The organism is Pseudomonas sp. UBA3153 (assembly GCF_002364635.1).
Classification (GTDB): Bacteria; Pseudomonadota; Gammaproteobacteria; order Pseudomonadales; family Pseudomonadaceae; genus Pseudomonas_O; species Pseudomonas_O kuykendallii.
Map to the genome: position 1 here is coordinate 16,254 of NZ_DEYR01000048.1, position 21,250 is coordinate 37,503.

General features: G+C 67.7%; 18 protein-coding genes. 10 read left to right on the plus strand and 8 right to left on the minus strand.

Translation table 11 applies throughout. The annotated features are described in order from the left end of the window. Window positions 1-125 precede the first annotated feature (125 nt). From B2X67_RS12610 to B2X67_RS12620, 3 genes are all read left to right on the plus strand, one after another. Window positions 126-1,322, plus strand: a complete 1,197-nt coding sequence (locus B2X67_RS12610; RefSeq protein WP_286785691.1) for a CaiB/BaiF CoA transferase family protein — start codon at window positions 126-128, stop codon at window positions 1,320-1,322. A 110-nt stretch (window positions 1,323-1,432) separates the two neighbouring features. Then, window positions 1,433-2,356, plus strand: coding sequence for a hydroxymethylglutaryl-CoA lyase (locus B2X67_RS12615; RefSeq protein WP_273233913.1), 924 nt, complete (start codon window positions 1,433-1,435; stop codon window positions 2,354-2,356). Window positions 2,357-2,456: 100 nt separating this feature from the next. Continuing rightward, window positions 2,457-2,909: a DUF3301 domain-containing protein gene (locus B2X67_RS12620; RefSeq protein WP_286785692.1), complete on the plus strand. Its 453-nt coding sequence runs from the start codon at window positions 2,457-2,459 to the stop codon at window positions 2,907-2,909. Window positions 2,910-2,913: 4 nt separating this feature from the next. On the opposite strand, the gene B2X67_RS12625 is transcribed toward B2X67_RS12620, so the two are convergent. Beyond that, window positions 2,914-3,798 (minus strand): alpha/beta fold hydrolase, encoded by an 885-nt coding sequence (locus tag B2X67_RS12625; RefSeq protein ID WP_286785693.1) that lies wholly within the window; start codon window positions 3,796-3,798, stop codon window positions 2,914-2,916. A 174-nt stretch (window positions 3,799-3,972) separates the two neighbouring features. Here B2X67_RS12625 and B2X67_RS12630 point away from each other — a divergent pair, with 174 nt between their 5' ends. The 3 genes from B2X67_RS12630 (at window position 3,973) to B2X67_RS12640 (ending at window position 8,575) form a co-directional block, all read left to right on the plus strand. Continuing rightward, window positions 3,973-5,709 (plus strand): sensor histidine kinase, encoded by a 1,737-nt coding sequence (locus B2X67_RS12630; RefSeq protein WP_376747730.1) that lies wholly within the window; start codon window positions 3,973-3,975, stop codon window positions 5,707-5,709. Next, window positions 5,694-7,031 carry a sigma-54-dependent transcriptional regulator gene (locus B2X67_RS12635; RefSeq protein ID WP_286785695.1) on the plus strand — a complete coding sequence of 446 codons (1,338 nt, stop codon included), beginning with the start codon at window positions 5,694-5,696 and terminating at the stop codon, window positions 7,029-7,031. Before B2X67_RS12630 ends, B2X67_RS12635 begins: the two co-directional genes overlap by 16 nt. A gap of 233 nt (window positions 7,032-7,264) precedes the next feature. Next, entirely contained in the window at window positions 7,265-8,575 is a 1,311-nt protein-coding gene (locus tag B2X67_RS12640) for an MFS transporter (protein WP_286785696.1), read from the plus strand. Window positions 8,576-8,951: 376 nt separating this feature from the next. Here the strand turns inward: B2X67_RS12640 and B2X67_RS12645 are convergent, their stop codons facing one another. After that, window positions 8,952-9,938: a CobW family GTP-binding protein gene (locus B2X67_RS12645; RefSeq protein WP_286785697.1), complete on the minus strand. Its 987-nt coding sequence runs from the start codon at window positions 9,936-9,938 to the stop codon at window positions 8,952-8,954. 101 nt (window positions 9,939-10,039) lie between these two features. Between B2X67_RS12645 and B2X67_RS12650 the strand changes: the two genes are divergently transcribed. Next, window positions 10,040-10,399 (plus strand): NADH:ubiquinone oxidoreductase, encoded by a 360-nt coding sequence (locus B2X67_RS12650; RefSeq protein WP_273233906.1) that lies wholly within the window; start codon window positions 10,040-10,042, stop codon window positions 10,397-10,399. Between the two features lie 9 nt (window positions 10,400-10,408). On the opposite strand, the gene zigA is transcribed toward B2X67_RS12650, so the two are convergent. Next, complete coding sequence (zigA, locus tag B2X67_RS12655; RefSeq protein WP_286785698.1) at window positions 10,409-11,611, minus strand: zinc metallochaperone GTPase ZigA; 1,203 nt, start codon at window positions 11,609-11,611, stop codon at window positions 10,409-10,411. A 119-nt stretch (window positions 11,612-11,730) separates the two neighbouring features. On the opposite strand from zigA, the gene B2X67_RS12660 reads away from it, so the two are divergent. Both B2X67_RS12660 and B2X67_RS12665 read left to right on the plus strand, forming a co-directional pair. Further along, on the plus strand, window positions 11,731-12,123 hold the full coding sequence (locus B2X67_RS12660) for a glutamine synthetase (protein ID WP_282339212.1): 393 nt from the start codon (window positions 11,731-11,733) through the stop codon (window positions 12,121-12,123). Between the two features lie 259 nt (window positions 12,124-12,382). Next, window positions 12,383-14,356, plus strand: a complete 1,974-nt coding sequence (locus tag B2X67_RS12665) for an AAA family ATPase (RefSeq protein WP_286785699.1) — start codon at window positions 12,383-12,385, stop codon at window positions 14,354-14,356. A gap of 6 nt (window positions 14,357-14,362) precedes the next feature. Here B2X67_RS12665 and B2X67_RS12670 read toward each other — a convergent pair whose 3' ends face one another. The 5 genes from B2X67_RS12670 to B2X67_RS12690 all read right to left on the minus strand — a co-directional run bounded on the left by B2X67_RS12670 (window position 14,363) and on the right by B2X67_RS12690 (window position 20,648). Then, window positions 14,363-14,860 carry a GNAT family N-acetyltransferase gene (locus B2X67_RS12670; protein WP_286785700.1) on the minus strand — a complete coding sequence of 166 codons (498 nt, stop codon included), beginning with the start codon at window positions 14,858-14,860 and terminating at the stop codon, window positions 14,363-14,365. Window positions 14,861-14,935: 75 nt separating this feature from the next. Next, a complete protein-coding gene (gene cfaB, locus B2X67_RS12675; protein ID WP_286785701.1) occupies window positions 14,936-16,120 on the minus strand; it encodes a C17 cyclopropane fatty acid synthase CfaB in 1,185 nt (394 codons plus the stop codon). A 119-nt stretch (window positions 16,121-16,239) separates the two neighbouring features. Next, window positions 16,240-17,010: an alpha/beta hydrolase family protein gene (locus B2X67_RS12680; RefSeq protein ID WP_286785702.1), complete on the minus strand. Its 771-nt coding sequence runs from the start codon at window positions 17,008-17,010 to the stop codon at window positions 16,240-16,242. Beyond that, the gene (locus tag B2X67_RS12685) at window positions 16,997-18,124 is read right to left on the minus strand and encodes a DUF3182 family protein (RefSeq protein ID WP_286785703.1); all 1,128 of its coding nucleotides are present in this window, start codon (window positions 18,122-18,124) and stop codon (window positions 16,997-16,999) included. The genes B2X67_RS12680 and B2X67_RS12685 overlap by 14 nt, the downstream gene beginning before the upstream one ends. 115 nt (window positions 18,125-18,239) lie before the next feature. Further along, window positions 18,240-20,648, minus strand: a complete 2,409-nt coding sequence (locus B2X67_RS12690) for a heavy metal translocating P-type ATPase (RefSeq protein WP_376747726.1) — start codon at window positions 20,646-20,648, stop codon at window positions 18,240-18,242. Window positions 20,649-20,724: 76 nt separating this feature from the next. Between B2X67_RS12690 and cadR the strand changes: the two genes are divergently transcribed. Beyond that, window positions 20,725-21,168, plus strand: coding sequence for a Cd(II)/Pb(II)-responsive transcriptional regulator (gene cadR, locus B2X67_RS12695; protein WP_282339173.1), 444 nt, complete (start codon window positions 20,725-20,727; stop codon window positions 21,166-21,168). Window positions 21,169-21,250: the final 82 nt, after the last annotated feature.

Genomic DNA, 21,250 nt, shown 5'->3' on the forward strand with positions numbered 1-21,250 from the left:
GGCGATAAAAATCAGCCGGTCTTCGCGTTTGGCGAAGCATAACTTGGCAATTCATTGATTGTCCGGGTTCAGGCGCTGTTCCATGCTCAGTGCCATACGCAACATATCCTGCGAGGAGAGCAGACATGACCCAGAGCAGCAGCCTGCCGCTGCAGGGCATCAAGGTGGTGGAGATGGGTCAGCTGATCGCCGGCCCCTTCGCCAGCAAGATGCTCGGCGAATTCGGCGCCGACGTGGTGAAGATCGAGCCGCCGGGCGTCGGCGACCCGCTGCGCAAATGGCGCAAGCTCAAGGACGGCACCTCGCTCTGGTGGCACGTGCAATCGCGCAACAAGCGCTCGCTGAGCCTCGACCTGAAAGCCGCCGAAGGCCAGGAAATCGCCCGCCGGCTGATCGCCGAGGCCGACGTGCTGATCGAGAACTTCCGTCCCGGCACTCTCGAGGGCTGGGGCCTGGGCTATCGCGAACTGGCGAGGTTGAACCCGAAACTGATCATGCTGCGCATCTCCGGTTACGGGCAGACCGGCCCCTATCGCGACCTGCCCGGCTTCGGCGTGATCGGCGAGGCGATGGGCGGGTTACGCCATCTGTCCGGCTACCCGGGCCAGGCACCGGTACGCGTAGGTGTCAGCATCGGCGACTCGCTGTCCTCGCTGTATGGCGTGATCGGCGTGCTGCTGGCCTTGCAGGAGCGGGCGCGCAGCGGTCGGGGCCAGGAGATCGACGTGGCGTTGTACGAGTCGGTGTTCGCCATGATGGAAAGCCTGGTGCCCGAGTACGACGCCTTCGGCTATGTCCGCGAACCGGCCGGTAGCGCGCTGCCGGGCATCACCCCGTCCAACTCCTACCCCTGCAACGACGGCCGCTACGTGTTGATCGCCGGTAATGGCGATTCCATCTACAAGCGCCTGATGCGCCTCATCGGCCGTATGGACCTCGCTGACGATCCTGCCCTGGCGCACAACGACGGGCGCAGCCTGCAGGCCGAGCGGATCGATACGGCGATTTCCGAGTGGACCCTGCAACACGGCCGTGACGAGGTGATCGAGGCCCTGAAGGAGGCCCGCGTACCGGCTGGGTACCCCTACACCGCCGCCGATATCGTGGCCGATCCGCACTACCTGGCCCGCGGCATGATCGAGCAAGTGCAGACCAGCGCCGGTCCGCTGAAGGTGCCGGGCGTGCTGCCCAAGCTGAGCCGCACCCCGGGACGAATTGGTGCCGGCGGCCCGCAGCTGGGCGAACACAGCAACGATGTGCTCGCCGGCCTCGGCCTCAGCGACGCACAGGTCGCCGGCCTGCGTGAGCGCGGGATCATCTGAAGCCAGCCATCGCCGGTAGCCTGGGTTGAACGACGTGATACCCAGGAGATCCGTCCCGGGTGACGCTGCGCTCGACCCGGGCCACATACCCGACCCAACAGGATTGCCCCATGACCCGTCTCTACATCCAGGAAGTCGCTACCCGCGACGGCTTCCAGATCGAAGCCGACTTCATCCCCACCGAGACCAAGATCGCCCTGATCGACGCGCTTTCGCGCACCGGCCTGGCGAAGATCGAGGCGACCTCGTTCACCTCGCCCAAGGCGATTCCCAACCTGCGCGATGCCGAGGAGGTGATGCGCGGCATCACCCGCGTGCCGGGCGTCGAATACACCGTGCTGGTGCCCAACGTGAAGGGCTGCGAGCGCGCCCTGGCCTGCGGGGTGGACGAGATCAACCTGGTGATGTCGGCCAGCGACACCCACGGCCTGGCCAACCTGCGCATGACGCCGGAGCAGTCGCTGGCGCAGTTCGCCGAGATCATCGATGTAAGCCGCGGCAGCGGCGTGTTCATCAACGCTTCGCTGTCGACCACCTTCGGCTGTCCGTTCGAGGGCCACATCGCGGAAGAACGGGTCTACCACCTGATCGAGCGCTTGCTGGAAATCGGCGTGCAGGGCGTGACGCTGTGCGATACCACCGGCATGGCCAACCCGGCGCAAGTCGCGCGGATCTGCCGCGAAACGCTGGCGCGCTGGCCGCAGGCCGGCTTCACCCTGCATGTGCACGACACCCGCGGCATGGGCCTGGCCAACGCGCTGGCGGCGTTCCAGGTCGGCATCCGCCGCTTCGACGCCTCCCTCGGCGGGCTCGGTGGCTGCCCCTACGCGCCGGGCGCCACCGGCAATGTCTGCACCGAGGACCTGGTACACATGTTCGCGCAGATGGGCGAGGACACCGGGGTCGACCTCGACGCCCTGCTGGAGGTCGCCGCCGGGCTGCCGGCGATCGTCGGCCACGCCCTGCCCGGGCAGGTACTGAAGGCCGGCAAGGCCGACCGCCGCTACCCGAAACCGCGTTCGCTGCAGGCCTGAAAGCGGCGCATGCGGGCCGCGAAAAAAGCCCGGATGCGCCCCGTTGAAAGTCGCCGGGGTTGGGGTAAGCTCCTGTCTCCGCCCCTCGACTGGACCCTCCATGCTGACCCTCGGCAATCTGTTCCTGCTGCTGTTACTGGCTGGCGCCGGCGCCTGGCTCTGGCATGGCCACGGCGTGCGCGAGCGCGCGTTGATCCTGGCGCGCCAGCATTGCGCGAAGGTGCAGGTGGAACTGCTCGATGAGAACGTCGCCTTCCGCCGTTTCGGCCTGGTCGCCGACAGCCGCGGGCGCAAGCGCTTCGCGCGGGTCTACGCCTTCGAGTTCACCGTCACCGGCGAGCAGCGCCACGCCGGCACCCTGGTGATGTTCGGCAATCACCTCGGCCGTATCGAGCTGGAGGCGCACCCGCTGCCGACCGCCGCCGAGCCGATGCCCGCACCGGTGGTGGAAGTCGCCGCCAGCGCGATCCTGGAAAGCGTGCCGAGCGTCCCACCGACGCCGCGGCGCACCGACAACGTGGTCCGCCTCGACCAGTGGAAGCGCAAGAGCTAGCGGGTCAGAACGACTGCTCCAGCAGGAAGCCGCGCACCAGCACGGCAGTATGCTCGGGGTGTTCCTGCATGAAGCAATGGCCACCGTCGACCGCCTGCTCGCTGAGCGACGGGCTCGCCGCGCACCAGCGCGCCACCGAGGGCGCGATGAAGGCGTAGCTGTCGCGGCCGTGGATCACCCGGGTCGGCGTGCGCACCTGGCGCAGCGTCGGCCACAGGCGCTGCGGCGACGAGGAGAACACCTCGGCCTCGCGGCTCGGCCGGCATTTCAGCTCCACGCCGCCGTCCGCCGCCGGGCGCAGCGCGTGCTCGATGTGCGCGTCCAGCGCCTCCTCGCACCAGCCCTTGAAGATCCCGCGACCCTCGAAATTGGCGCGCACCGCCGGGCGGTCCGGCCAGTGGTTGCGCCGCGCCGCCGCCCGACGCGCCATCTGATGCCGGCCGTACTGTCCGAACAGCGCGGCGAAGCGCATCGCCATCAGCATGCGCGGGCTGAACAGCACCGGGTCGAGCAGCACCGCGCGCTGGAACAGGTCCGGCCGCTCGGCCAGGATCAGGCCGGTGAGCACGCCGCCGAAGCTGTGCCCGAGGGCCAGCCGGGGCACCTGGCCGAACACCTCGCGGCCGGACTCGAAGCACTGCACGGCGAGTTCGGCGCTGCGGTTCCAGCCGACGAAGGTGCCGCCATGGTCGCTTTCGCCGTGGCCCTGGAAATCGCCCAGCCACAGATCGAAATCGTCGCTCAGCCGGCGCAGCAAGGGTTCGTAGGTGCGAGAGCAGAAACCGTTGCCGTGGAGGAAATGCAGCAGCGGTTTGCCGGACGGCTCGCTGTGCCAGCCGCGCAGGGTGAATCCCTCGGCGACGGGTAAAGACCAGGGATACAAGTGCATGAGGGCGCAATCGTTGTTGTTCGAGAAGCGCAGTGTATCCAGTCGCCGTGGACAAGGGCAGAGCGTGGCGACGGCTCGTGATAAGGTCGGGCCTGCCTCGATCGCTCCCTCCCCGGCTCGCCGGGCCACACCATGAGTTCACCCGTGCCACCCCGTTCCCTGCGCCTCATCGTGATGATCCTGCTGCTCGCCGCCGGCCTGCTGCTGGCGATGCATTTCGCCGGGCGCCAGGCCGAACGCCAGGCCCTGCGCGAGCAGAGCGTGCAGGCGCGCGAACAGCTCAGCCTGATCGGCGGCAACCTGCAGACGCTGATCGAGCGCTACCGCTCGCTGCCGGCGGTGCTGGCGCTCGATCCGGAGCTGAAGACGGCCCTGCGCGGCCCTGTGGACGGCGCGCTGCGCGAGCGGCTGAACCTCAAGCTGGAGGCCATCAACGGCGCCGCGCGCTCGGCGATCCTCGAACTGATGGACCGCGACGGGCTGGCCGTCGCCGCCAGCAACTGGCGCCTGCCGACCAGCTACGTCGGCCACAACTACGGCTACCGGCCGTACTTCTTCGACACCCGCCGGCAAGGCAGCGGGCGCTTCTACGCGGTGGGCGTGGTCAGCGGGATTCCCGGCTACTTCATGTCCCAGGCGATCCGCGACGACGACGGCAGTTTCCTCGGCGCGATCGTGGTCAAGCTGGAGTTTCCCGATCTGGAGGCCGACTGGAGCACGCGCCCGGACCTGATCCTCGCCAGCGACGCCAAGGACGTGGTGTTCCTCGCCAACCGCGCGGCCTGGCGTTACCGCGAGCTGCGCCCGCTGGGCGAGGCCGAACGCGCCGAGCTCGCGGCCACCCGGCAGTACGACAAGCAGCCGCTGCAGCCGCTTCGCTACGGCGAGCTGCGCACCCTGGGCGAGGACAGCCACCTGCGGCGCGTGGCCGGCCCCGACGGCGCCGAGGACCTGCTCTGGGAATCGATGGCGCTGCCCAACGAGGGCTGGACGCTGCACCTGCTCAGCGCACCGCAGAGCGGCAACGCCGCCCGCGATGCGAGCCTGGCCGCCGGCGGCGCCTGGCTGGCACTGGTCTTCCTCGGCCTGTTCCTGCACCAGCGCTGGCGTCTGGCACGCCTGCGCCAGCGCAGCCGGGCGGAGCTGGAACGCCTGGTGGAACAACGCACCGCCGACCTGCGCACCGCCCAGGACGGCCTGGTGCAGGCGGCCAAGCTGGCCGCGCTGGGGCAGATGTCCGCCGCGCTGGCACACGAGATCAACCAGCCACTGACCGCCCTGCGCATGCAGCTGGCCAGCCTGCGCCTGCTCTTCGACCAGGGCCAGCTGGAGCAGGCGCGCGCCGCCCTCGCCCGCCACGACGAACTGCTGCAGCGCATGAGCGCACTGACCAGCCACCTGAAGACCTACGCGCGCCGGAGCCCCGGCGGCAACCGCGAGCGCCTGGAGCTGGGCGGCGTGCTGGACAAGGCGCTGCAGCTGCTGGCGCCGAACCTGCGGCAGGCGCAGGTGCGCATCGAGCAGCGCGTGCAAAGGCCGGCCTGGGTGAGCGGCGACGCGATCCGCCTCGAGCAGGTGCTGGTCAACCTGCTCAGCAACGCGCTGGACGCGGTCACCGGCAAGCCCGAGCCGTGCATCCGCCTGAGCCTGCAGCGCGACGGCGAACACTGGCTGCTGCAGGTCGCCGACAACGGCGGCGGCATCGCCGAGGAACACCTGACGAAGGTCTTCGATGCCTTCTTCACCACCAAACCGGCCGGCGCCGGGCTGGGCATCGGCCTGGCCGTGTCCGCCGCCATCGTCGGCGAACTCGGCGGCCAGCTGAGCGCCACCAACCTGGACGACGGCGCACTGTTCAGCCTGCGCCTGCCGATCCACACCCCGGAGGAAACAGCATGCGCGGACCGGTGATTCTGGTCGATGACGAGGCGGTGATCCGCCAGGCGGTCGGTGAATGGCTGCAGCTGTCCGGCTACGCCGTGACCCTGTTCGAAAACGCCCGGGACTGCCTGGCGAGCCTGGACGCGGACTTCGCCGGCGTGCTGATCAGCGACCTGCGCATGCCCGGCATGGACGGCATGGCGCTGCTGCAGGCGGTGCGCGCGATGGACGCCGAGCTGCCGCTGATCATGGTCACCGGCCACGGCGACGTGCCCCAGGCGGTGGAAGCGATGCGCCTGGGCGCCTACGACTTCATCGAGAAACCGGTGGACCCCGAACGCCTGCTGGAAACCCTCGGACGGGCGCTGGAGAAGCGCCGCCTGGTGCAGGAAAACCGCCGACTGCGTGCCCAGGTCGAGCACGGCGACGCGCTCGAGTCGCGCCTGCTCGGCGTTTCCCCGGCGATCTGCACGCTGCGCCGGCAGCTGCTGGCGCTGGCGCAGACGCCGGTCAACGTGCTGCTGCGTGGCGAGACCGGCAGCGGCAAGGAAATGGTCGCGCGTTGCCTGCACGACTTCGGACCGCGCGCGCAAAAGCCCTTCGTCGCGCTCAACTGCGCGGCGATTCCCGAGCACCTGTTCGAGACCGAGCTGTTCGGCCACGAAAGCGGCGCCTTCACCGGCGCCCAGGGCAAGCGCGTCGGCAAGCTGGAGCACGCAGACGGCGGCACGCTGTTTCTCGACGAGATCGAGAGCATGCCGCTGGCGCAGCAGGTCAAGCTGCTGCGCGTGCTGCAGGAGCAGCGCCTGGAGCGGCTCGGCTCGAACCAGAGCATCGCCATCGACCTGCGGGTGATCGCCGCGACCAAGCCCGACCTGCGCGATGAAGTGCGCGCCGGGCGCTTCCGCGAGGACCTGTTCTACCGCCTCAACGTCGCCGAATTGCACTTGCCGGCGCTGCGCGAGCGGCGCGAGGACATCGCCCTGCTGTTCGCCCATTTCTCCCGCGAGGCCGGCGGCCGGCTCGGTCGCGAGGCCACCGCGCCGACGCCGCTGCACCTGGCGCAACTGCTCAGCCACGACTGGCCGGGCAACGTGCGCGAACTGGCCAACGCCGCCGAACGCCATGTGCTCGGCCTCGACGAAAGCCCGCTGCCGGCCACTGCCGGCGAGCCATCGCTGGCCGAGCTGATGGAAGCCTACGAGGCGCAGTGCCTGCGCCTGGCGCTGGCGCGCAGCGGGGGCGAAATCAAGACGGCGATGAACCTGCTGCAACTGCCGCGGCGCACGCTCAACGAGAAGATGCAGCGCCACGGTCTGGCCCGCGGCGAATTCCTGCGTGACGAGGAATGAGATGATCGGCCCGCCGTAGGGTGCGCCGTGCGCACCGAGAGCCCCCTCAAACAGGCGGATTTCCGCTTATCCAGCCGCAGCAGTCGGCATAATTCCGCGCATCGACTCCCCTAAAAACCCTCGCAACCCCTCTGATACGGGCCTTCCGGCCCATGGCACAGCATCTGCTATGGACAACCGGCACTCGCGCGGCCGAGGCGGCGCCCAAAAACAACAACATCAGAGGAATAACGATGGATAGCTCCAGCACGCTGTCTGCTTCCAACGCAGCACCCCGCAGCACCTCGCAACGCATCAAATCGATTTTCAGCGGCTCGGTGGGCAACTTGGTCGAGTGGTACGACTGGTACGTCTACGCCGCCTTCTCCCTGTACTTCGCCAAATCCTTCTTCCCCCAGGGCGACCAGACCGCGCAGTTGCTGAACACCGCGGCGATCTTCGCCGTCGGCTTCATCATGCGTCCCATCGGCGGCTGGCTGATGGGCATCTACGCCGACCGCAAGGGCCGCAAGGCCGCGCTGCTGGCCTCGGTGCTGCTGATGTGCTTCGGCTCGCTGATGATCGCGCTGACCCCGAGCTACGAAACCATCGGCGTGGCAGCGCCGGTGCTGCTGGTGGTCGCGCGCCTGCTGCAGGGCCTCTCGGTCGGCGGCGAGTACGGCACCTCGGCAACCTACCTGAGCGAGACGGCGACCAAGGAAAGCCGTGGCTTCTTCTCCAGCTTCCAGTACGTCACGCTGATCTCCGGCCAGCTCATCGCCCTGGCGGTGCTGATCGTCCTGCAGCAGACGCTGACCGTCGAGCAGCTGGAAAGCTGGGGCTGGCGCGTACCGTTCCTGATCGGCGCGCTGTGCGCGGTGGTCGCCATGTTCCTGCGTCGCGGAATGGAAGAGACCGACTCCTTCACCAAGAAGAAGGACAAGCCGGCCGAAAGCCTGATGCGCACGCTGATGCGTCATCCCAAGGCGGTGTTCACCGTGGTCGGCCTGACCATGGGCGGTACGCTGGCGTTCTACACCTACACCACCTACATGCAGAAATACCTGGTGAACACCGTCGGGATGAGCAAGACCGATTCGACGATGATCTCCGCCGCCACGCTGTTCCTGTTCATGCTGCTGCAGCCGCTGGTGGGCGCGCTCTCCGACAAGATCGGACGGCGCCCGATCCTGATCGCCTTCGGTGTGCTCGGAACGCTGTGCACGGTGCCGATCCTCACCACCCTGCACACCGTCCAGACCTGGTGGGGCGCGTTCTTCCTGATCATGGCGGCGCTGATCATCGTCAGCGGGTACACCTCGATCAACGCCGTGGTGAAGGCCGAGCTGTTCCCCACCCAGATCCGCGCCCTCGGCGTCGGCCTGCCGTATGCGCTGACCGTGTCGATCTTCGGCGGGACCGCCGAGTACGTCGCGCTGTGGTTCAAGAGCATCGGCCTGGAAAGCGGCTTCTACTGGTACGTGACCGGCTGCATCGCCTGCTCGCTGCTGGTCTACGTGTTCATGAAGGACACCCGCACCCACTCGCAGATGGACAAGGATTGACTGAGCCGTACTGGCTCTGGCCACGTTAACCCGTGGCCGTTTTATTCCCGACGACGGGCCCGCAAGGGCCCGTTTTTCGTTCGTAGTGCGGCCGCGAATGCACCGCTCGCCGGCCCCGTAGGGTGCGCCGCGCGCACCACAACCACCGCGCCGCTCCCACGGTGCGCATGGCGCACCCTACGCAGCGCAACGATCAGGAAGGTGTTGTTTGTCCGACCACCGCTGGGTGCACCACCGGGGAACGCGCCGCTCGCTCGGCCCGTAGGGTGCGCCGCGCGCACCACAACCAGCGCGCGGGGACCAGTGGTGCGCATGGCGCACCCTACAGGGCAGCGATCAGGAAGGTGTTGTTTGTCCGGCCACCGCTGGGTGTGCTTCAGCCCACCACCGCCCTGTCATCCGGCAAGCGGCACGCCTCCAGCCCCGCCGATAGCGCCTCGACATCCTGCGCCTGGGTGAAGATCAGCTCGATCCGCGAATCGCGGCGCCACTCGCTGTCGCGCCAGTGCAGGGCCTCGCCGTCCAGCGCGTTGCCCGACAGCCAGCCGGCGTCGCTCCGCAGCACCAGCTTGGCGCGTCGCCAGCGCAGCAGCATCAGCCATTGCTGCAACCGCGCCAGCTCGAAACGCTGGCTTGGGTGCCAGCGCCAGCCGATGCTCCAGCCGTCCGCCTGCTCACGCACCTGGCGGATCGCCTGCGCGGGATCGCGCCAGAGCGCCGCGGGTGTGGAGGCGCCGTCCGGCAGCGCGGCGGTGTCGCCCCCGGTCTCGCCGGTAGCCGCATGGCCGGGCAGGTCGGCCAGGACCAGCTCGCCATTCCGGGTCCAGCGCCAGGGCCGCGCGGGCAATCCGGCAAGCACCCTGACGCGCGTCGCGTCGTCGAGGCCCTCGGCCTTGTTCAGCAGCAGCAGACCCGCCTCGTCCAGCGCGCCGCGCTGGCTGTCCGGCAACGCCTGGCCCGCCGCCAGCGCCGCAGCATCGAGCACCATCACCAGCGGCTGTATCGCCAGCACGCCGACCCACGGCGGCTCGTTCAGTTGGCGAAGCAGCTCGGCGGGATGACCGAGCCCGGACGGCTCGATGAACAGCCGGTCGGGCCGTGCCTTGCGCAGCAGCCGACCAAGGCCGACCTGGAAGGGCGCGCCATTGATGCAGCACAGGCAGCCACCGGCGACCTCGGCGAGGCTGACACCGTCGGCGTCGGTACTGAGCAGCGCGGCATCCAGGCCAATCAGGCCAAACTCGTTGATCAGCACCGCCCAGCGCTCGGCCGCTGGCTTCTGCGCCAGCAGCGCGCGGATCAGGCTGGTCTTGCCGGCGCCCAGGGGCCCGGCGATGAGGTAGGTCGGGATGTTCTTCAGCATCTGCACATGGTGCGGTTTCGTTCGCCATCGGTGAAGCCCCCGCGCGCTCAACGACGCCGATCCGGCGTGCTAAAGTCGCCGGCCTTCCATGGGAGATGCCGATGCGCGCCCTACTCTTGAGCCTGCTGCTGTTGCCCGGTCTGGCGTTCGCCGAGGCCTGCGTGGTGCACAGCCAGGACGAGCACGTCGAAGTGAAGATCTGCCAGCAGAACCGCAGCATTCCCAGCGGCCTGTTCCGCAGCGGCTACTGCGAGCCGCAACTCAAGGACCAGAAGGTCGACGTGAGTTTCGTCGAGCAGTGCCCGGGCGGCGCCTTCGGCGTATGCAGCGGCGCGCGCACCTCCAACATGCCCTACCTCGAAGACATCCACTACTACGGCGTTGCCAGCGACGCGCGCTTCCTCAAGCCGGCCTGCGAGGGCCAGAGCCAGGGCCAGTGGATAACCCCGAAGGCGGACTGAGCGACACCGCTAGGCGGCCTCCGTCCAGGGTCCGAAGGGGTCGGGAAGCTGCAACCAGGCCTCGGTGCCGAGGTCCATTTCCGCATCGCTGAGCAGGCAGGCATCGAGCTCGGCGGTGAGCCGGTCGAAGTCGATGTTCTGCCCGATGAACACCAGTTCCTGGCGGCAATCGCCGCTGTCCGCGCTCCAGTGGCGCATGATCGTGCGCACCCCTTCGTCGTCATCTGGCCACTGGTTCTTCGGCACGAAGCGCCACCAGCGACCGCCGTAGCCGTAACGCATCAGCCCGCCGGCCTGCGACCAGCTGCCGGCCTCCTGCGGCTTGCTCGCCAGCCAGAAGAAGCCCTTGGAGCGCAGCAGGCGCCCGTTGGTCCATTCGCGGTTTAGCAAGGCGAAGAACCGTTGCGGATGAAACGGACGCCGCGCGCGGTAAGCGCCGGAAGCGATGCCGTATTCCTCGGTTTCCGGGATGTGCTCGCCGCGCATTTCCTTCAGCCAGCCGGGCGCCTGGGCAGCGCGCTCGAAGTCGAAGCGGCCGGTGTCGAGAATCTTCTTCAGCGGCACCGCACCCATGCTCATCGGCAGGATCTCGGCATGGGTATTGAGCCGGCGCAGGATCGCCATCAGCTCCTCGCGTTCGGCAGAAGCGATCAGGTCGATCTTGCTGATCAGGATGACGTCGGCGAACTCCACCTGGTCGATCAGCAGGTCGGTGATCGAACGCTCGTCGTCCTCGCCCAGGCTTTCACCGCGGCTGGCGAGGCTGTCGGCGGCATGCAGATCGCGGAGGAAATTCACCCCGTCGACCACTGTGACCAGCGTGTCGAGGCGCGCCAGGTCGGCCAGGCTCTGCCCCTGCTCATCGCGAAAGGTGAAAGTTTCCGCCACCGGCAGCGGCTCGGCGATCCCGGTGGACTCGATCAGCAGGTAGTCGAAACGGCCTTCGCGGGCAAGTCGGCTGACTTCCTCCAGCAGGTCCTCGCGCAGCGTGCAGCAGATGCAGCCGTTGCTCATCTCGACGAGCTTTTCCTCGGCGCGGTTGAGGACGACGTCGCGCTGCACTTCGCTGCCGTCGATGTTTATCTCGCTCATGTCGTTGACGATCACCGCCACACGCAGGTTTTCGCGGTTTCTCAGCACATGATTGAGCACGGTGCTCTTGCCGGCGCCGAGGAAGCCGGACAGCACGGTGACGGGAAGACGGTGGGTCATGCGGGTTACCTCATCGGGCATCACGTAGGTGTTTTTGCCGTCGCTTCCGGTTTCACTCCGGGCGGCTGTTTTTTGTTATACCATAACATTTAAAGACGACTGGAAAATCGCCCGTGTCGATGAAATCGCTTTCGCTGATCCGCTGCAGTTTCGTCCTCGCCCTGCTCGCGTACGGACCGGCACAGGCACGTCTGCTGTTGCCGCTACCGAAGACGGACTGTCTGCGCAGCGCCAATCTGCTGGTCTGCGAAGACCGCTTGGGCAATGCCTATGCGGTGGCGAAAGTCGGCTCGGATACCTATCTGCGCGGCTACGACAGCCTGAGCGGCCGCCATTGGCGCCAGACCAGCAGCCGCTACGGCCGGCTGACCTTCTTCAGCGGCATCGCCAGCGATGGCGAGATCTGGATCGGCTCCAGTCGCCGGCTCGGCTGGAACGACGTCAGCCGACTCTCCTCGTCGAGCGGCACCCGTGGCTCGGTAATCTGCAATCGCCTGGTCGGTTGCCAATAGGCTCTCGATGAGCCGAAAGCCTGCATCCATGCATGTTCCACATGGAACCCCTTGAGAAATCGCCGGTTTTGCAAGCTGCTGAAGGCGGCGAAGGACACCCGACAGAAGGCAGTCTTTTGACGTCAAGGCAGGGAACTTATCGCCGATAGCCTGTTTGTGCCGCCTTCGCGTGCACCTCACAGCGGATTGTCCGCAGCACCGCAGCCGGTCTCCCGGCGTTGACGTATCGATGTCGGGCCACCGCCCGCCTGGAAGCACGATGAAGAAGCCTGCTTTGCTGAATACCCGTCGCGGGCGTGCCGCGTTCCTGGGCCTTTTCCTGGCTGTCGCGCTGCTCGCCGGCGCCGCCTGGCAACTCTGGCCGCAGGCAGTACAGCCCGCCGCCAGCGGCGCGGCCGCGTTGATGCTCGAGCAGCTGAAGGAATCGACCCAGCCGTGGCTTGAGAACCGCCGCGACCTGTCCACTCTGGTCGCCGACCTGCGCGACAAACGCATCGCCAGCGCCGCGCTGGATCGCGACGCGGTCTACATCAGCACCAAGGACGGCGCTCGCTACTGGTTGCCGGACCAGTCCGGCCGTATCGCCGACCTGCTGCTGCAGCGCTACGCCGACGGCAGTGGCGAACTCTTCCCGCTCAGCCTGTTCCGCACCGATGGCGAAGCGCCCTGGTATGCCGGCGCACTCTCCTATGCGCCGTTCGGCGTGCTCGCACTGCTCCTGCTGGCAGTGCTGGCGGTGAAAATGCGCCCGTACGCGGTCCTGCGCAAAAGTACCGGGGTCGGCTTCGACGACGTGATCGGCGCCCACGAAGCCAAGCAGGCACTGACCGACGTCACCGCCTACCTGCGCGACCCCAGCGCCTTCGTCGAACTGGGTGCGCGGCCGCCTCGCGGCGTGCTGCTGACCGGCGAGCCCGGCACCGGCAAGACGCAACTGGCCAAGGCCCTGGCCAGCGAGGCCAACGCGGCGTTCATCCAGGTCACCGGCAGCGACTTCTCCTCGATGTATTTCGGCGTCGGCATCCAGAAGGTCAAGGCGCTGTTCCAGGCCGCGCGGCGCCAGGCGCCGTGCATCATCTTCATCGACGAGATCGACGGCATCGGCAAGCGCTCCGAGCAGACCCGCTCCAGCGACGCCGAGAGCAACCGCATCATCAACCGCTTCCTCACCGAAATGGACGGCTTCGATGCCAGCTCAGGCGTGCTGGTGGTGGGCGCGACCAACTTCCCCAACTCGCTGGACGCCGCGCTGCTGCGTGAAGGGCGTTTCGACCGCTCGATCGCCGTGGGCCTGCCGACGCTGGCCGACCGCGGTGCGCTGTTCCGCCTCTACGCCGGCAAGCTGCGCCGCGCCGCCGACATCGACTTCGCCCAGCTGGCGCGCAACAGCGTCGGCCTGACCCCCGCGGCGATCGCCTCGATCGTCAACCAGGCGGCCCTGCTCGCCGCCCGCAACCGCGCCGCGCGGGTCGAGATGGAGCACATGGTGGAGGCCATCGAGATCAGTCGAATCGGCGCCAAGCCAGATGGCGTCACCCCGCTCTCCGACGCCGAACGCACACGCATAGCCGTGCACGAGGCCGGCCACGCGCTGGTCGCCGCCGCGCTGAACACCGGCCGGGTGGAGAAAGTCACCATCCTGCCGCGCGGCCAGGCCCTCGGCGTGACGCTGGTGACGCCGCTGGAAGACAAGCGCCTGCACTTGGAATCCGAACTGCGCGGACGCATCCAGATGCTGCTCGCCGGGCGTAACGCCGAGCAGCTGTATTTCCACGAAGTCTCGTCCGGTGCCGGGCAGGATCTGCAGGAAGCCTCAAAGCTCGCGCTGTCGATGGTCGGCGCGCTGGGCATGGGCCCGGCCGGCTCGCTGCTCAGCCTGCAGGCGGTGCGCGAGGCGCACATCGACTTCGACAGCAGCGAAACGCTGCACTCGGCCGATGCGCTGCTGCAGCAGCTCAACCGCGAATGCTTCGCCCTGCTGCAGCGGATGAAGCCGGCGCTGGACGAGATCAGCCAGCGTCTGCTGGAAGAGGAAAGCGTGCCGGGCGAAGCCGTGGTGGAGGCCATTGCCCGGTTGCCGGTGCACGACCTGGAGATGGCACTGAAGCCGCTGCACCAGCGTGCTCACGGCGGCCTGGAACGCGTCGCCCTGAGCGCCTACGACCAGGACCAGCCGTTCGAGCTTGGCGCAGCGCCAGCCGAGCCGGACGAAGAAGGTCCCGGCATGGCCTGAGCGGCGTCACTCCGCCGACGCGATCTGGTGATACAGCTCGAAGCCGCGCGCCTTGTAGTTGGCCAGCGCGGCCGGGTGATCCAGGCTGCAGGTGTGCAGCCAGATGCGCTCAGTCCCCGGCCAGTTCCAGCCCGAGGCGATCGCGTGGGACAGTAGAGGCCCGCCCAGCCCCTGTCCGGAGAATTCCGGCGCCAGGCCGAAATAGAGAATCTCGACGTTGCGCTCATCCGGGCGATACAGCTCGTAATAGCCGGCGATGGCGCCGCGCCGGTAAGCCACCCAGGTGCGGTGCGCGGGGTTTTCCACCAGCTCACGCCATTGCGCGTCGCTCCACGACAGCTTGTCGGTCCATTCCCAGGGACCGCCGACCAACTGGTAGAGAAAGCGGTTCAGGGCGAACTGCGGCTGCTCGCATTCGACAACACTCAAGCCGGCCGGCAACGGCTTGGCGCGCAACGCCTGCGACTGGTTCATTTCCAGGTAGTAGGTGATCAATTCGCTCATGGCCGAGGCATCCCTTTTTCCGAGGACGGCCAAGGTACCTAGCTCGACGGCGAAGTAAAACCCACCCGCGCCCTTTCAGGCATACAGATCGGCGCGGGACCAGGGCAGCTCGTGGGAGCCGTCCTCCCGCGGCTTCACCGCGAGGATCTGGTGCAGGTTGATCCAGTTGCGCCCGAAGCCATAGGCGCAGCCGGCCAGGTAGAGCCGCCAGATGCGCAGCGCCTCCTCCGGGACCAGCGCCCTGGCCTGCTCCAGCCGCGCCTCCAGCCGCCCGCTCCACAGCTCCAGGGTGCGCGCGTAGTGCCGGCGCAGGCTTTCCACATCGACGATTTCCAGCCCGGCATCGCTGATCTGCGCACTGATCATCGCCAGGTGCGGCAGCTCTCCGTGGGGAAATACATAGCGCCCGATGAATTCGCCGGCGCCGTGACCGACCGGGCGTCCGTCGGTGTGGCGCGCGGTGATGCCGTGGTTCATCACCAGCCCGCCCGGACGCACCGCGTTGAACAGCGTGCGGCAATACAGCGGCAGGTTGGCGTGACCGACGTGCTCGAACATGCCGACGCTGACCACCTTGTCGAAGCGGCCGTCCTGCGGCAACTCGCGATAATCCATCAGTTCCAGTTGCACCTGTCCGGCAAGGCCGTCGTCGGCCACGCGCTGGCGCGCCAGCTCCAGCTGGGCGCGGCTGAGCGTGATGCCGAACACCTCGGCACCGAACTCCCGCGCGGCGAAACGCGCCAGCCCGCCCCATCCGCAGCCGACGTCCAGCAGCCGGTCGCCGGGCTGCAGGCGCAGCTTGCGACACAGGTGACGCAGCTTGGCCTGCTGCGCCTGGTCGAGGTCTTCCCCGCCGGTTTCGAAATAGGCGCAGGAATAGACCATGTCCTGGTCCAGCCAGAGTCGGTAGAAGTCGTTGGAAAGGTCGTAGTGATAGGAGATTGCCGCCGCATCGGTGGCCTTGTCGTGGGCCTGGCGACTCGGCGCAGTACCCGTATCTTCACCGATCAGGGCCCGGCACAGGCTGTCGGCGATACGGATCACCTCGAGTATCGGCCCCTCCAGCCCGAGGCGGCCTTCGACATAGCTGCTGCCCAGCAGGTCCAGGCTGGGCCTGGCGAGCTGGCCGACCAGCGCCGGGTCATTCACCACCAACGTGACCACAGGGCTGGGGCCCAGAACGACGTGGCTACCGTCCCAGAGGCGCAACTGCACGGGAAGGTGCAAGTCACGCAAGGCTGTCATGAGCGGCGCGAACATGAGGAAGTCCTCCTGTAACAGGCAGGACTACCATAAGCCCCTATTCGATAGGTGTCATGCTATCTACCCGATAGACGAAACCTTTCCTCCTACGCTGGAAAATCGCAGCGCGGATTCGATCAGGCGTATTCGCCCGGCATCGCCCCGCCGACGCGCGCGCCGATGACCATCTCGGTCGCCCAGCCGGTCAGCACGGAGGTATAGGCCTGCTGGCAGGTCTCGCCGCTGAGCGCGTGGTCGGCGCCGTCGATGATGCGGTGAGTCAGCGAGTGGGTTTTCTGGAAGGCCGCGCGGTAATTCATGATCGTCTCGTGGGGGACGAAATCGTCGTGCTCGGACTCGACGATCAGCACGTCGCCGGTGAAGGCCGCGCACGCGGCCAGCGCACGGTTCTCGCTGGGCAGCACGCGGGTGCGCCGGTACTGGGCAAGGTCGACGCGGTCCAGGCTGCGTTTGGGCAGCGTCCAGTCCTCGTCGCGGTAAAGCGCCGGCACTCGCAGCGCCAGCCAGCGCACCGGCCGCAGGGTGGTGAGAATGGCCGCCAGGTAGCCGCCGTAGCTGGTGCCAACCACGGCGATCGCCGAGGTGTCGATGCCCGGGTGCGCGGCGAGGCGGTCGTAGGCGGCGAGGATGTCGCTGAGATTGTCCTCGCGGGAAACTGTCTCCTGCTGCTCGCGAGTTTGCGCATGACCGCGCAGGTCGAAGGTCAGGCACACACAACCCAGCCCGGCGATGCCGCGGGCGCGCGCGATGTCGCGCGCCTGGCTGCCGCCCCAGCCGTGGACGAAAAGCACGCCGGGAATTTTCGAGCGGGGAACCAGGAACGTACCGGCGATTTGTTCGCCGGCGACTTCCACTTCGATGTCGAATGTTTCGCTACGTGCCTTCATACGCCTCCACCGTCACGCATTTGGTCATGAAGCCGATTTCCGGATCGAGACCGCGAAACAGTACCGAGGCATGGGTCGGCGGCTGGCGGGCTTCGCCGAAGAACTCCAGCGAAGATGACCGCACGCGGGTCACGGTCGGGTCGGCATGAAAGGTTTCCAGCGCGGCGATTTCCGCGCTGCTGGCACCGCCGATGCGCCAGGACTGCTCCAGCACGCCGGAGCGCTGCCGGCCATGCGCGTCGCGGCCCTGGGCGACGTCATAGTTGCGCCGCGACGCGATCAGCGCGGGGAAGCAGGCGCTCGCGACGGCGTCGTAGCGCTGGCTCTGGCGCACCGCCAGGCGCACGGGGTCGGGCAGATCCAGTCGCAGCAGGGCGTCGAAATCGCCGCGCACCACGACCAGGTCGGAGCCCCCATAGACCGTCTCGCCGGCGTTGTCCTCGGTGAGCCGCTGGCGACCGTGATAGGTCGCCAGCAGTTCACCGATGCGTACCTGGCCGACGCTGTAGGTCAGCACCTCGTCCAGATGCTGCTCCAGCACCAGCCCGAAGGCGTTCACTTCGTCGGCGTCCTGGGCAGCGAGCGCCTGCTCCAGCGCGTCGGTATCCTCGACCAGCCACTGTCCTCGTCCGGCAGTGGCGCGTACCGGCTTGACCCGCATGCGCCCCTGCCGCAGCAGCCGCCGTCCGGCCTCGCGGGCATCGTCCAGATCGAACGCGGTGAAGCCGTCGAGCAGCGCGTCCCCGGCCTGCGAGGCGAAGGCTTCCGGCCAACCCTGCGGTGCCTGTGCACCCGCGCCCACCAGCCCGTGACTGATCGCCTTGGTCGCCACGAAGGGCAGCGGAACCACGCCGCCGAACAGATCCTGCTCGCTGGCGACACCGAGCGAACGCGCCTCGTCGACGCCGATCAGGGTTCCGCTGGGGACCAGATACAGCGACTCGGCCGGCGCCTGCGCGGGGTTGAATTCGCCGTAATAGGGCAGCCCTTGAAGGCCGGCGATGCGACGCGCCAGTTCGCCCAGCGAGATCCGCTCGTGCTGGGCCTCGTGCGCCCGATTGGGATAGAGGGCGACGGCCACATGTGCAGTATGGGGGGTGTTTTGAGCTGTCATCGCATCGCTCCCCGGGGCTGGGATCGTCCCGCTGCCAACGCGGCGGGACGCACGGAACCACTTACCCGGTAGACCCGGACAGGTCGCGATCTATCGACCGTTCGTCCGTCAGCCGCTATTTGCGCAGCAGCCGCATGCCGTTCAGCACCACCAGAAGGCTGACGCCCATGTCGGCGAACACCGCCATCCACAAGGTCGCGTGGCCGGTCAGGGTGACCAGCAGGAACAAGGCCTTGATCCCCAGTGCCAGCGCGATGTTCTGCTTGAGCACGGCCGCGGTCTGCCGCGACAGGCGCACGAATGCCGGAATCTTGCGCAGGTCGTCGTCCATGATCGCCACGTCGGCGGTCTCGATGGCGGTGTCGCTGCCGATCGCCGCCATGGCGAAGCCGATGTCGGCGCGCGCCAGCGCCGGTGCGTCGTTGATCCCGTCGCCGACCATGCCGACGCCGCCGGATTTGCCCAGCAGCGCCTCGATGGCCGCCAGCTTGTCGCTCGGCAACAGCTCGCCGCGAGCCTCGTCGATGCCAGCCTGGCGCCCGATGGCGGCCGCGGTGTGGGAGTTGTCGCCGCTGAGCATCAGGGTGCTGACGCCCAATGCGTGCAGCTCGCGGATCGCCTCGCGGCTGCTCGGCTTGAGCGTATCGGCCACGGCGAACAGCACCAACGGATGCAGCTCGTCGCAGAGCAGCACCACGCTCTTGCCCTCGCGCTCCAGCACGTCGAGGCGCGCCTCCAGCTCGGGCGAACACAGCCCCAGCTCTTCCACCAGGCGATGATTGCCCAAGTGCAGCAGCTGCCCGCCGATGCGCCCGCGCACCCCGCGCCCGGCCAGCGCGGCGAATTCCTCGACGTCCCGCAGCGGCTGGTTTTCGCCATGCCGGGCGATGGCCTGCGACACCGGATGGTCCGAACGTGCCGCCAGGCTCAGCGCGAGGCCGACGACGGTCGTCGGATCGGCATCCACCAGCAGATGCTGATCGGTCAGCTGCGGCTTGCCGTAGGTCAGCGTGCCGGTCTTGTCCAACGCCAGGTGGCTGAGGTGACGACCGTTCTCCAGGTAGGCGCCGCCCTTGATCAGGATGCCCTTGCGCGCCGCCGCGGCGAGCCCGCTGACGATGCTCACCGGGGTGGAAATCACCAGCGCGCAGGGGCAGGCGACCACCAGCAGCACCAGCGCGCGATAGATCCACTCCAGCCACTGGCCGTCGAAGAGCGGCGGCAGCAACGCCACCGCCAGCGATAGCAGCACCACCGCCGGGGTGTAGAGGCGCGAGAAGCGGTCGACGAAACGCTGCGTCGGCGCGCGCATGCCCTGGGCCTGCTCGACGGCCTGGATGATCCGCGCCAGCGTGCTGTTGCTCGGCTCGGCGGTGACCCGGTACTCCAGCGCGCCATTGCCATTCAGGGTGCCGGCGAACAGCGCGTCACCGACGGCCTTCTCCACCGGCAGGCTCTCGCCGGTGATCGACGCCTGGTTCACGCTGGACTGGCCGACGAGGACTTCGCCATCCAGGCCGATGCGTTCGCCAGGACGAACGCGCACCTGGCTGCCCAGCGCCACCTCGGCCACCGGCGTGCTCAGCCAGCTGCCGTCGGGCTGGCGTACCGTGGCCGTTTCCGGCGCCAGTTCGAGCAGGCCGCCAATGGCATTGCGCGCACGATCGAGGGACTTCGCCTCGATCAGCTCGGCAACGGCGAAGAGGAACATCACCATCGCGGCCTCGGGCCACTGGCCGATGAGGATCGCCCCGGTCACCGCGATGCTCATCAGCGCGTTGATGTTGAGGTTGCGGTTCTTCAGCGCGATCCAGCCCTTCTTGTAGACCTCCACCCCGCTGAGCAACACGGCGGCCAAGGCGATCAGTGCCACCAGCCATTCGGGCGCCAGGTCGGCGAAATGCAGCACTTCGGCGGCAATCGCGGCGACACCGGCCAGTGCCAGCTTGATGCCCTTTCCGCTCGTCGGCGCCATCTGCGGCGCCGGTTCGCCCGTCGTCGCCACCTGCGGCGTGAAACCCAGCTCGCGAATCGCCTGCAGCGCCGGCTGCAGCGCCTCCGGATCGTGGCCGAGGGTGAGTACACGCTGCATCAGGTTGAACTGCAGCGCCGTGATGCCGGGCATGCCGCCGAGCTTGTCGGTGATCAGACGCTCCTCGGTCGGACAGTCCATCTGCGCGATGGCGATCCGCGTGGTGGTCGCCGCCAGCGGTTCGGCGCGCATGCCCAGCTCGGCGATCGCGTCGCGGATCGTCGCTTCCCGCAGCCCCGTGTGCCACACGCCAAGCACGCGCTTGAGCAGGTTGAACTCCAGGCGCTGTACCTCGGGCAGCTTGCCGAGGCGCCCGCGGATCAGGCTTTCCTCGGTCGGGCAATCCATCTGCTCGATGCGGAAACGGCTCAGCTGGCCGGTCACCGCGCCGTGATCGTGATCGTGATCGTGATCGTGATCGTGGCGATCCTGAACGTCCTGTCGGTCCGCGGAGGGTTTTCCGCAGGCGTGGTCACCGCAACACTGGGTCATCTCGGTTCTCCGGATGGGGTATGGTGCCCAGTGAACACCCTGTAGCAACTACAGGGTCAAGCGACCTGGAGGCCTCATGAAAATCGGTGAACTGGCGCGGCAGACCCACTGCCCCGTGGAAACCATCCGCTACTACGAACGTGAAGGCCTGCTGCCGCTTCCCGCCCGCAGCGAAGGCAATTACCGGGTTTACGGCCCGCTACACAGCGAGCGACTGACGTTTATCCGCAACTGCCGCACGCTGGACATGACCCTCGACGAGATTCGTCGCCTGCTGGAATTCCGCGATCAGCCGCAGAACAACTGCGAAGCCTTCAACGAGTTGATCGACGAGCACATCGAGCACGTCGCCGCCCGCATCGCCGGCCTGCAGGCGCTCCAGGTGCAACTGGTGGAGCTGCGCCGCAGTTGCGCGGAAGGCGGCGAAATCGAACGCTGCCAGATCGTCCGCCAGCTCACCGAAGCCAGCATCAACGTGGAGGAGGCTCCGTCCCACGTCGGCCGTTCGCACCAGCACTGAGGTCATCACGCAGGGGAAGACCCGACAGGTTTCATGCGTATTGGTTGGAATCGAATTCAAACTGATGCCAGGCACGCATCAA

Excerpts from the sequence above, each read along its gene's own strand:
- cfaB (WP_286785701.1), bottom strand. The coding sequence starts at position 16,120 with ATGTTCGCGCCGCTCATGACAGCCTTGCGTGACTTGCACCTTCCCGTG.
- B2X67_RS12630 (WP_376747730.1), top strand. The coding sequence starts at position 3,973 with ATGATCCTGCTGCTCGCCGCCGGCCTGCTGCTGGCGATGCATTTCGCC.
- B2X67_RS12610 (WP_286785691.1), top strand. The coding sequence starts at position 126 with ATGACCCAGAGCAGCAGCCTGCCGCTGCAGGGCATCAAGGTGGTGGAG.
- B2X67_RS12665 (WP_286785699.1), top strand. The coding sequence starts at position 12,383 with ATGAAGAAGCCTGCTTTGCTGAATACCCGTCGCGGGCGTGCCGCGTTC.
- B2X67_RS12685 (WP_286785703.1), bottom strand. The coding sequence starts at position 18,124 with ATGACAGCTCAAAACACCCCCCATACTGCACATGTGGCCGTCGCCCTC.
- B2X67_RS12620 (WP_286785692.1), top strand. The coding sequence starts at position 2,457 with ATGCTGACCCTCGGCAATCTGTTCCTGCTGCTGTTACTGGCTGGCGCC.
- B2X67_RS12690 (WP_376747726.1), bottom strand. The coding sequence starts at position 20,648 with ATGACCCAGTGTTGCGGTGACCACGCCTGCGGAAAACCCTCCGCGGAC.
- cadR (WP_282339173.1), top strand. The coding sequence starts at position 20,725 with ATGAAAATCGGTGAACTGGCGCGGCAGACCCACTGCCCCGTGGAAACC.
- B2X67_RS12670 (WP_286785700.1), bottom strand. The coding sequence starts at position 14,860 with ATGAGCGAATTGATCACCTACTACCTGGAAATGAACCAGTCGCAGGCG.
- B2X67_RS12640 (WP_286785696.1), top strand. The coding sequence starts at position 7,265 with ATGGATAGCTCCAGCACGCTGTCTGCTTCCAACGCAGCACCCCGCAGC.
- zigA (WP_286785698.1), bottom strand. The coding sequence starts at position 11,611 with ATGACCCACCGTCTTCCCGTCACCGTGCTGTCCGGCTTCCTCGGCGCC.
- B2X67_RS12625 (WP_286785693.1), bottom strand. The coding sequence starts at position 3,798 with ATGCACTTGTATCCCTGGTCTTTACCCGTCGCCGAGGGATTCACCCTG.
- B2X67_RS12660 (WP_282339212.1), top strand. The coding sequence starts at position 11,731 with ATGAAATCGCTTTCGCTGATCCGCTGCAGTTTCGTCCTCGCCCTGCTC.
- B2X67_RS12615 (WP_273233913.1), top strand. The coding sequence starts at position 1,433 with ATGACCCGTCTCTACATCCAGGAAGTCGCTACCCGCGACGGCTTCCAG.
- B2X67_RS12680 (WP_286785702.1), bottom strand. The coding sequence starts at position 17,010 with ATGAAGGCACGTAGCGAAACATTCGACATCGAAGTGGAAGTCGCCGGC.
- B2X67_RS12650 (WP_273233906.1), top strand. The coding sequence starts at position 10,040 with ATGCGCGCCCTACTCTTGAGCCTGCTGCTGTTGCCCGGTCTGGCGTTC.
- B2X67_RS12645 (WP_286785697.1), bottom strand. The coding sequence starts at position 9,938 with ATGCTGAAGAACATCCCGACCTACCTCATCGCCGGGCCCCTGGGCGCC.
- B2X67_RS12635 (WP_286785695.1), top strand. The coding sequence starts at position 5,694 with ATGCGCGGACCGGTGATTCTGGTCGATGACGAGGCGGTGATCCGCCAG.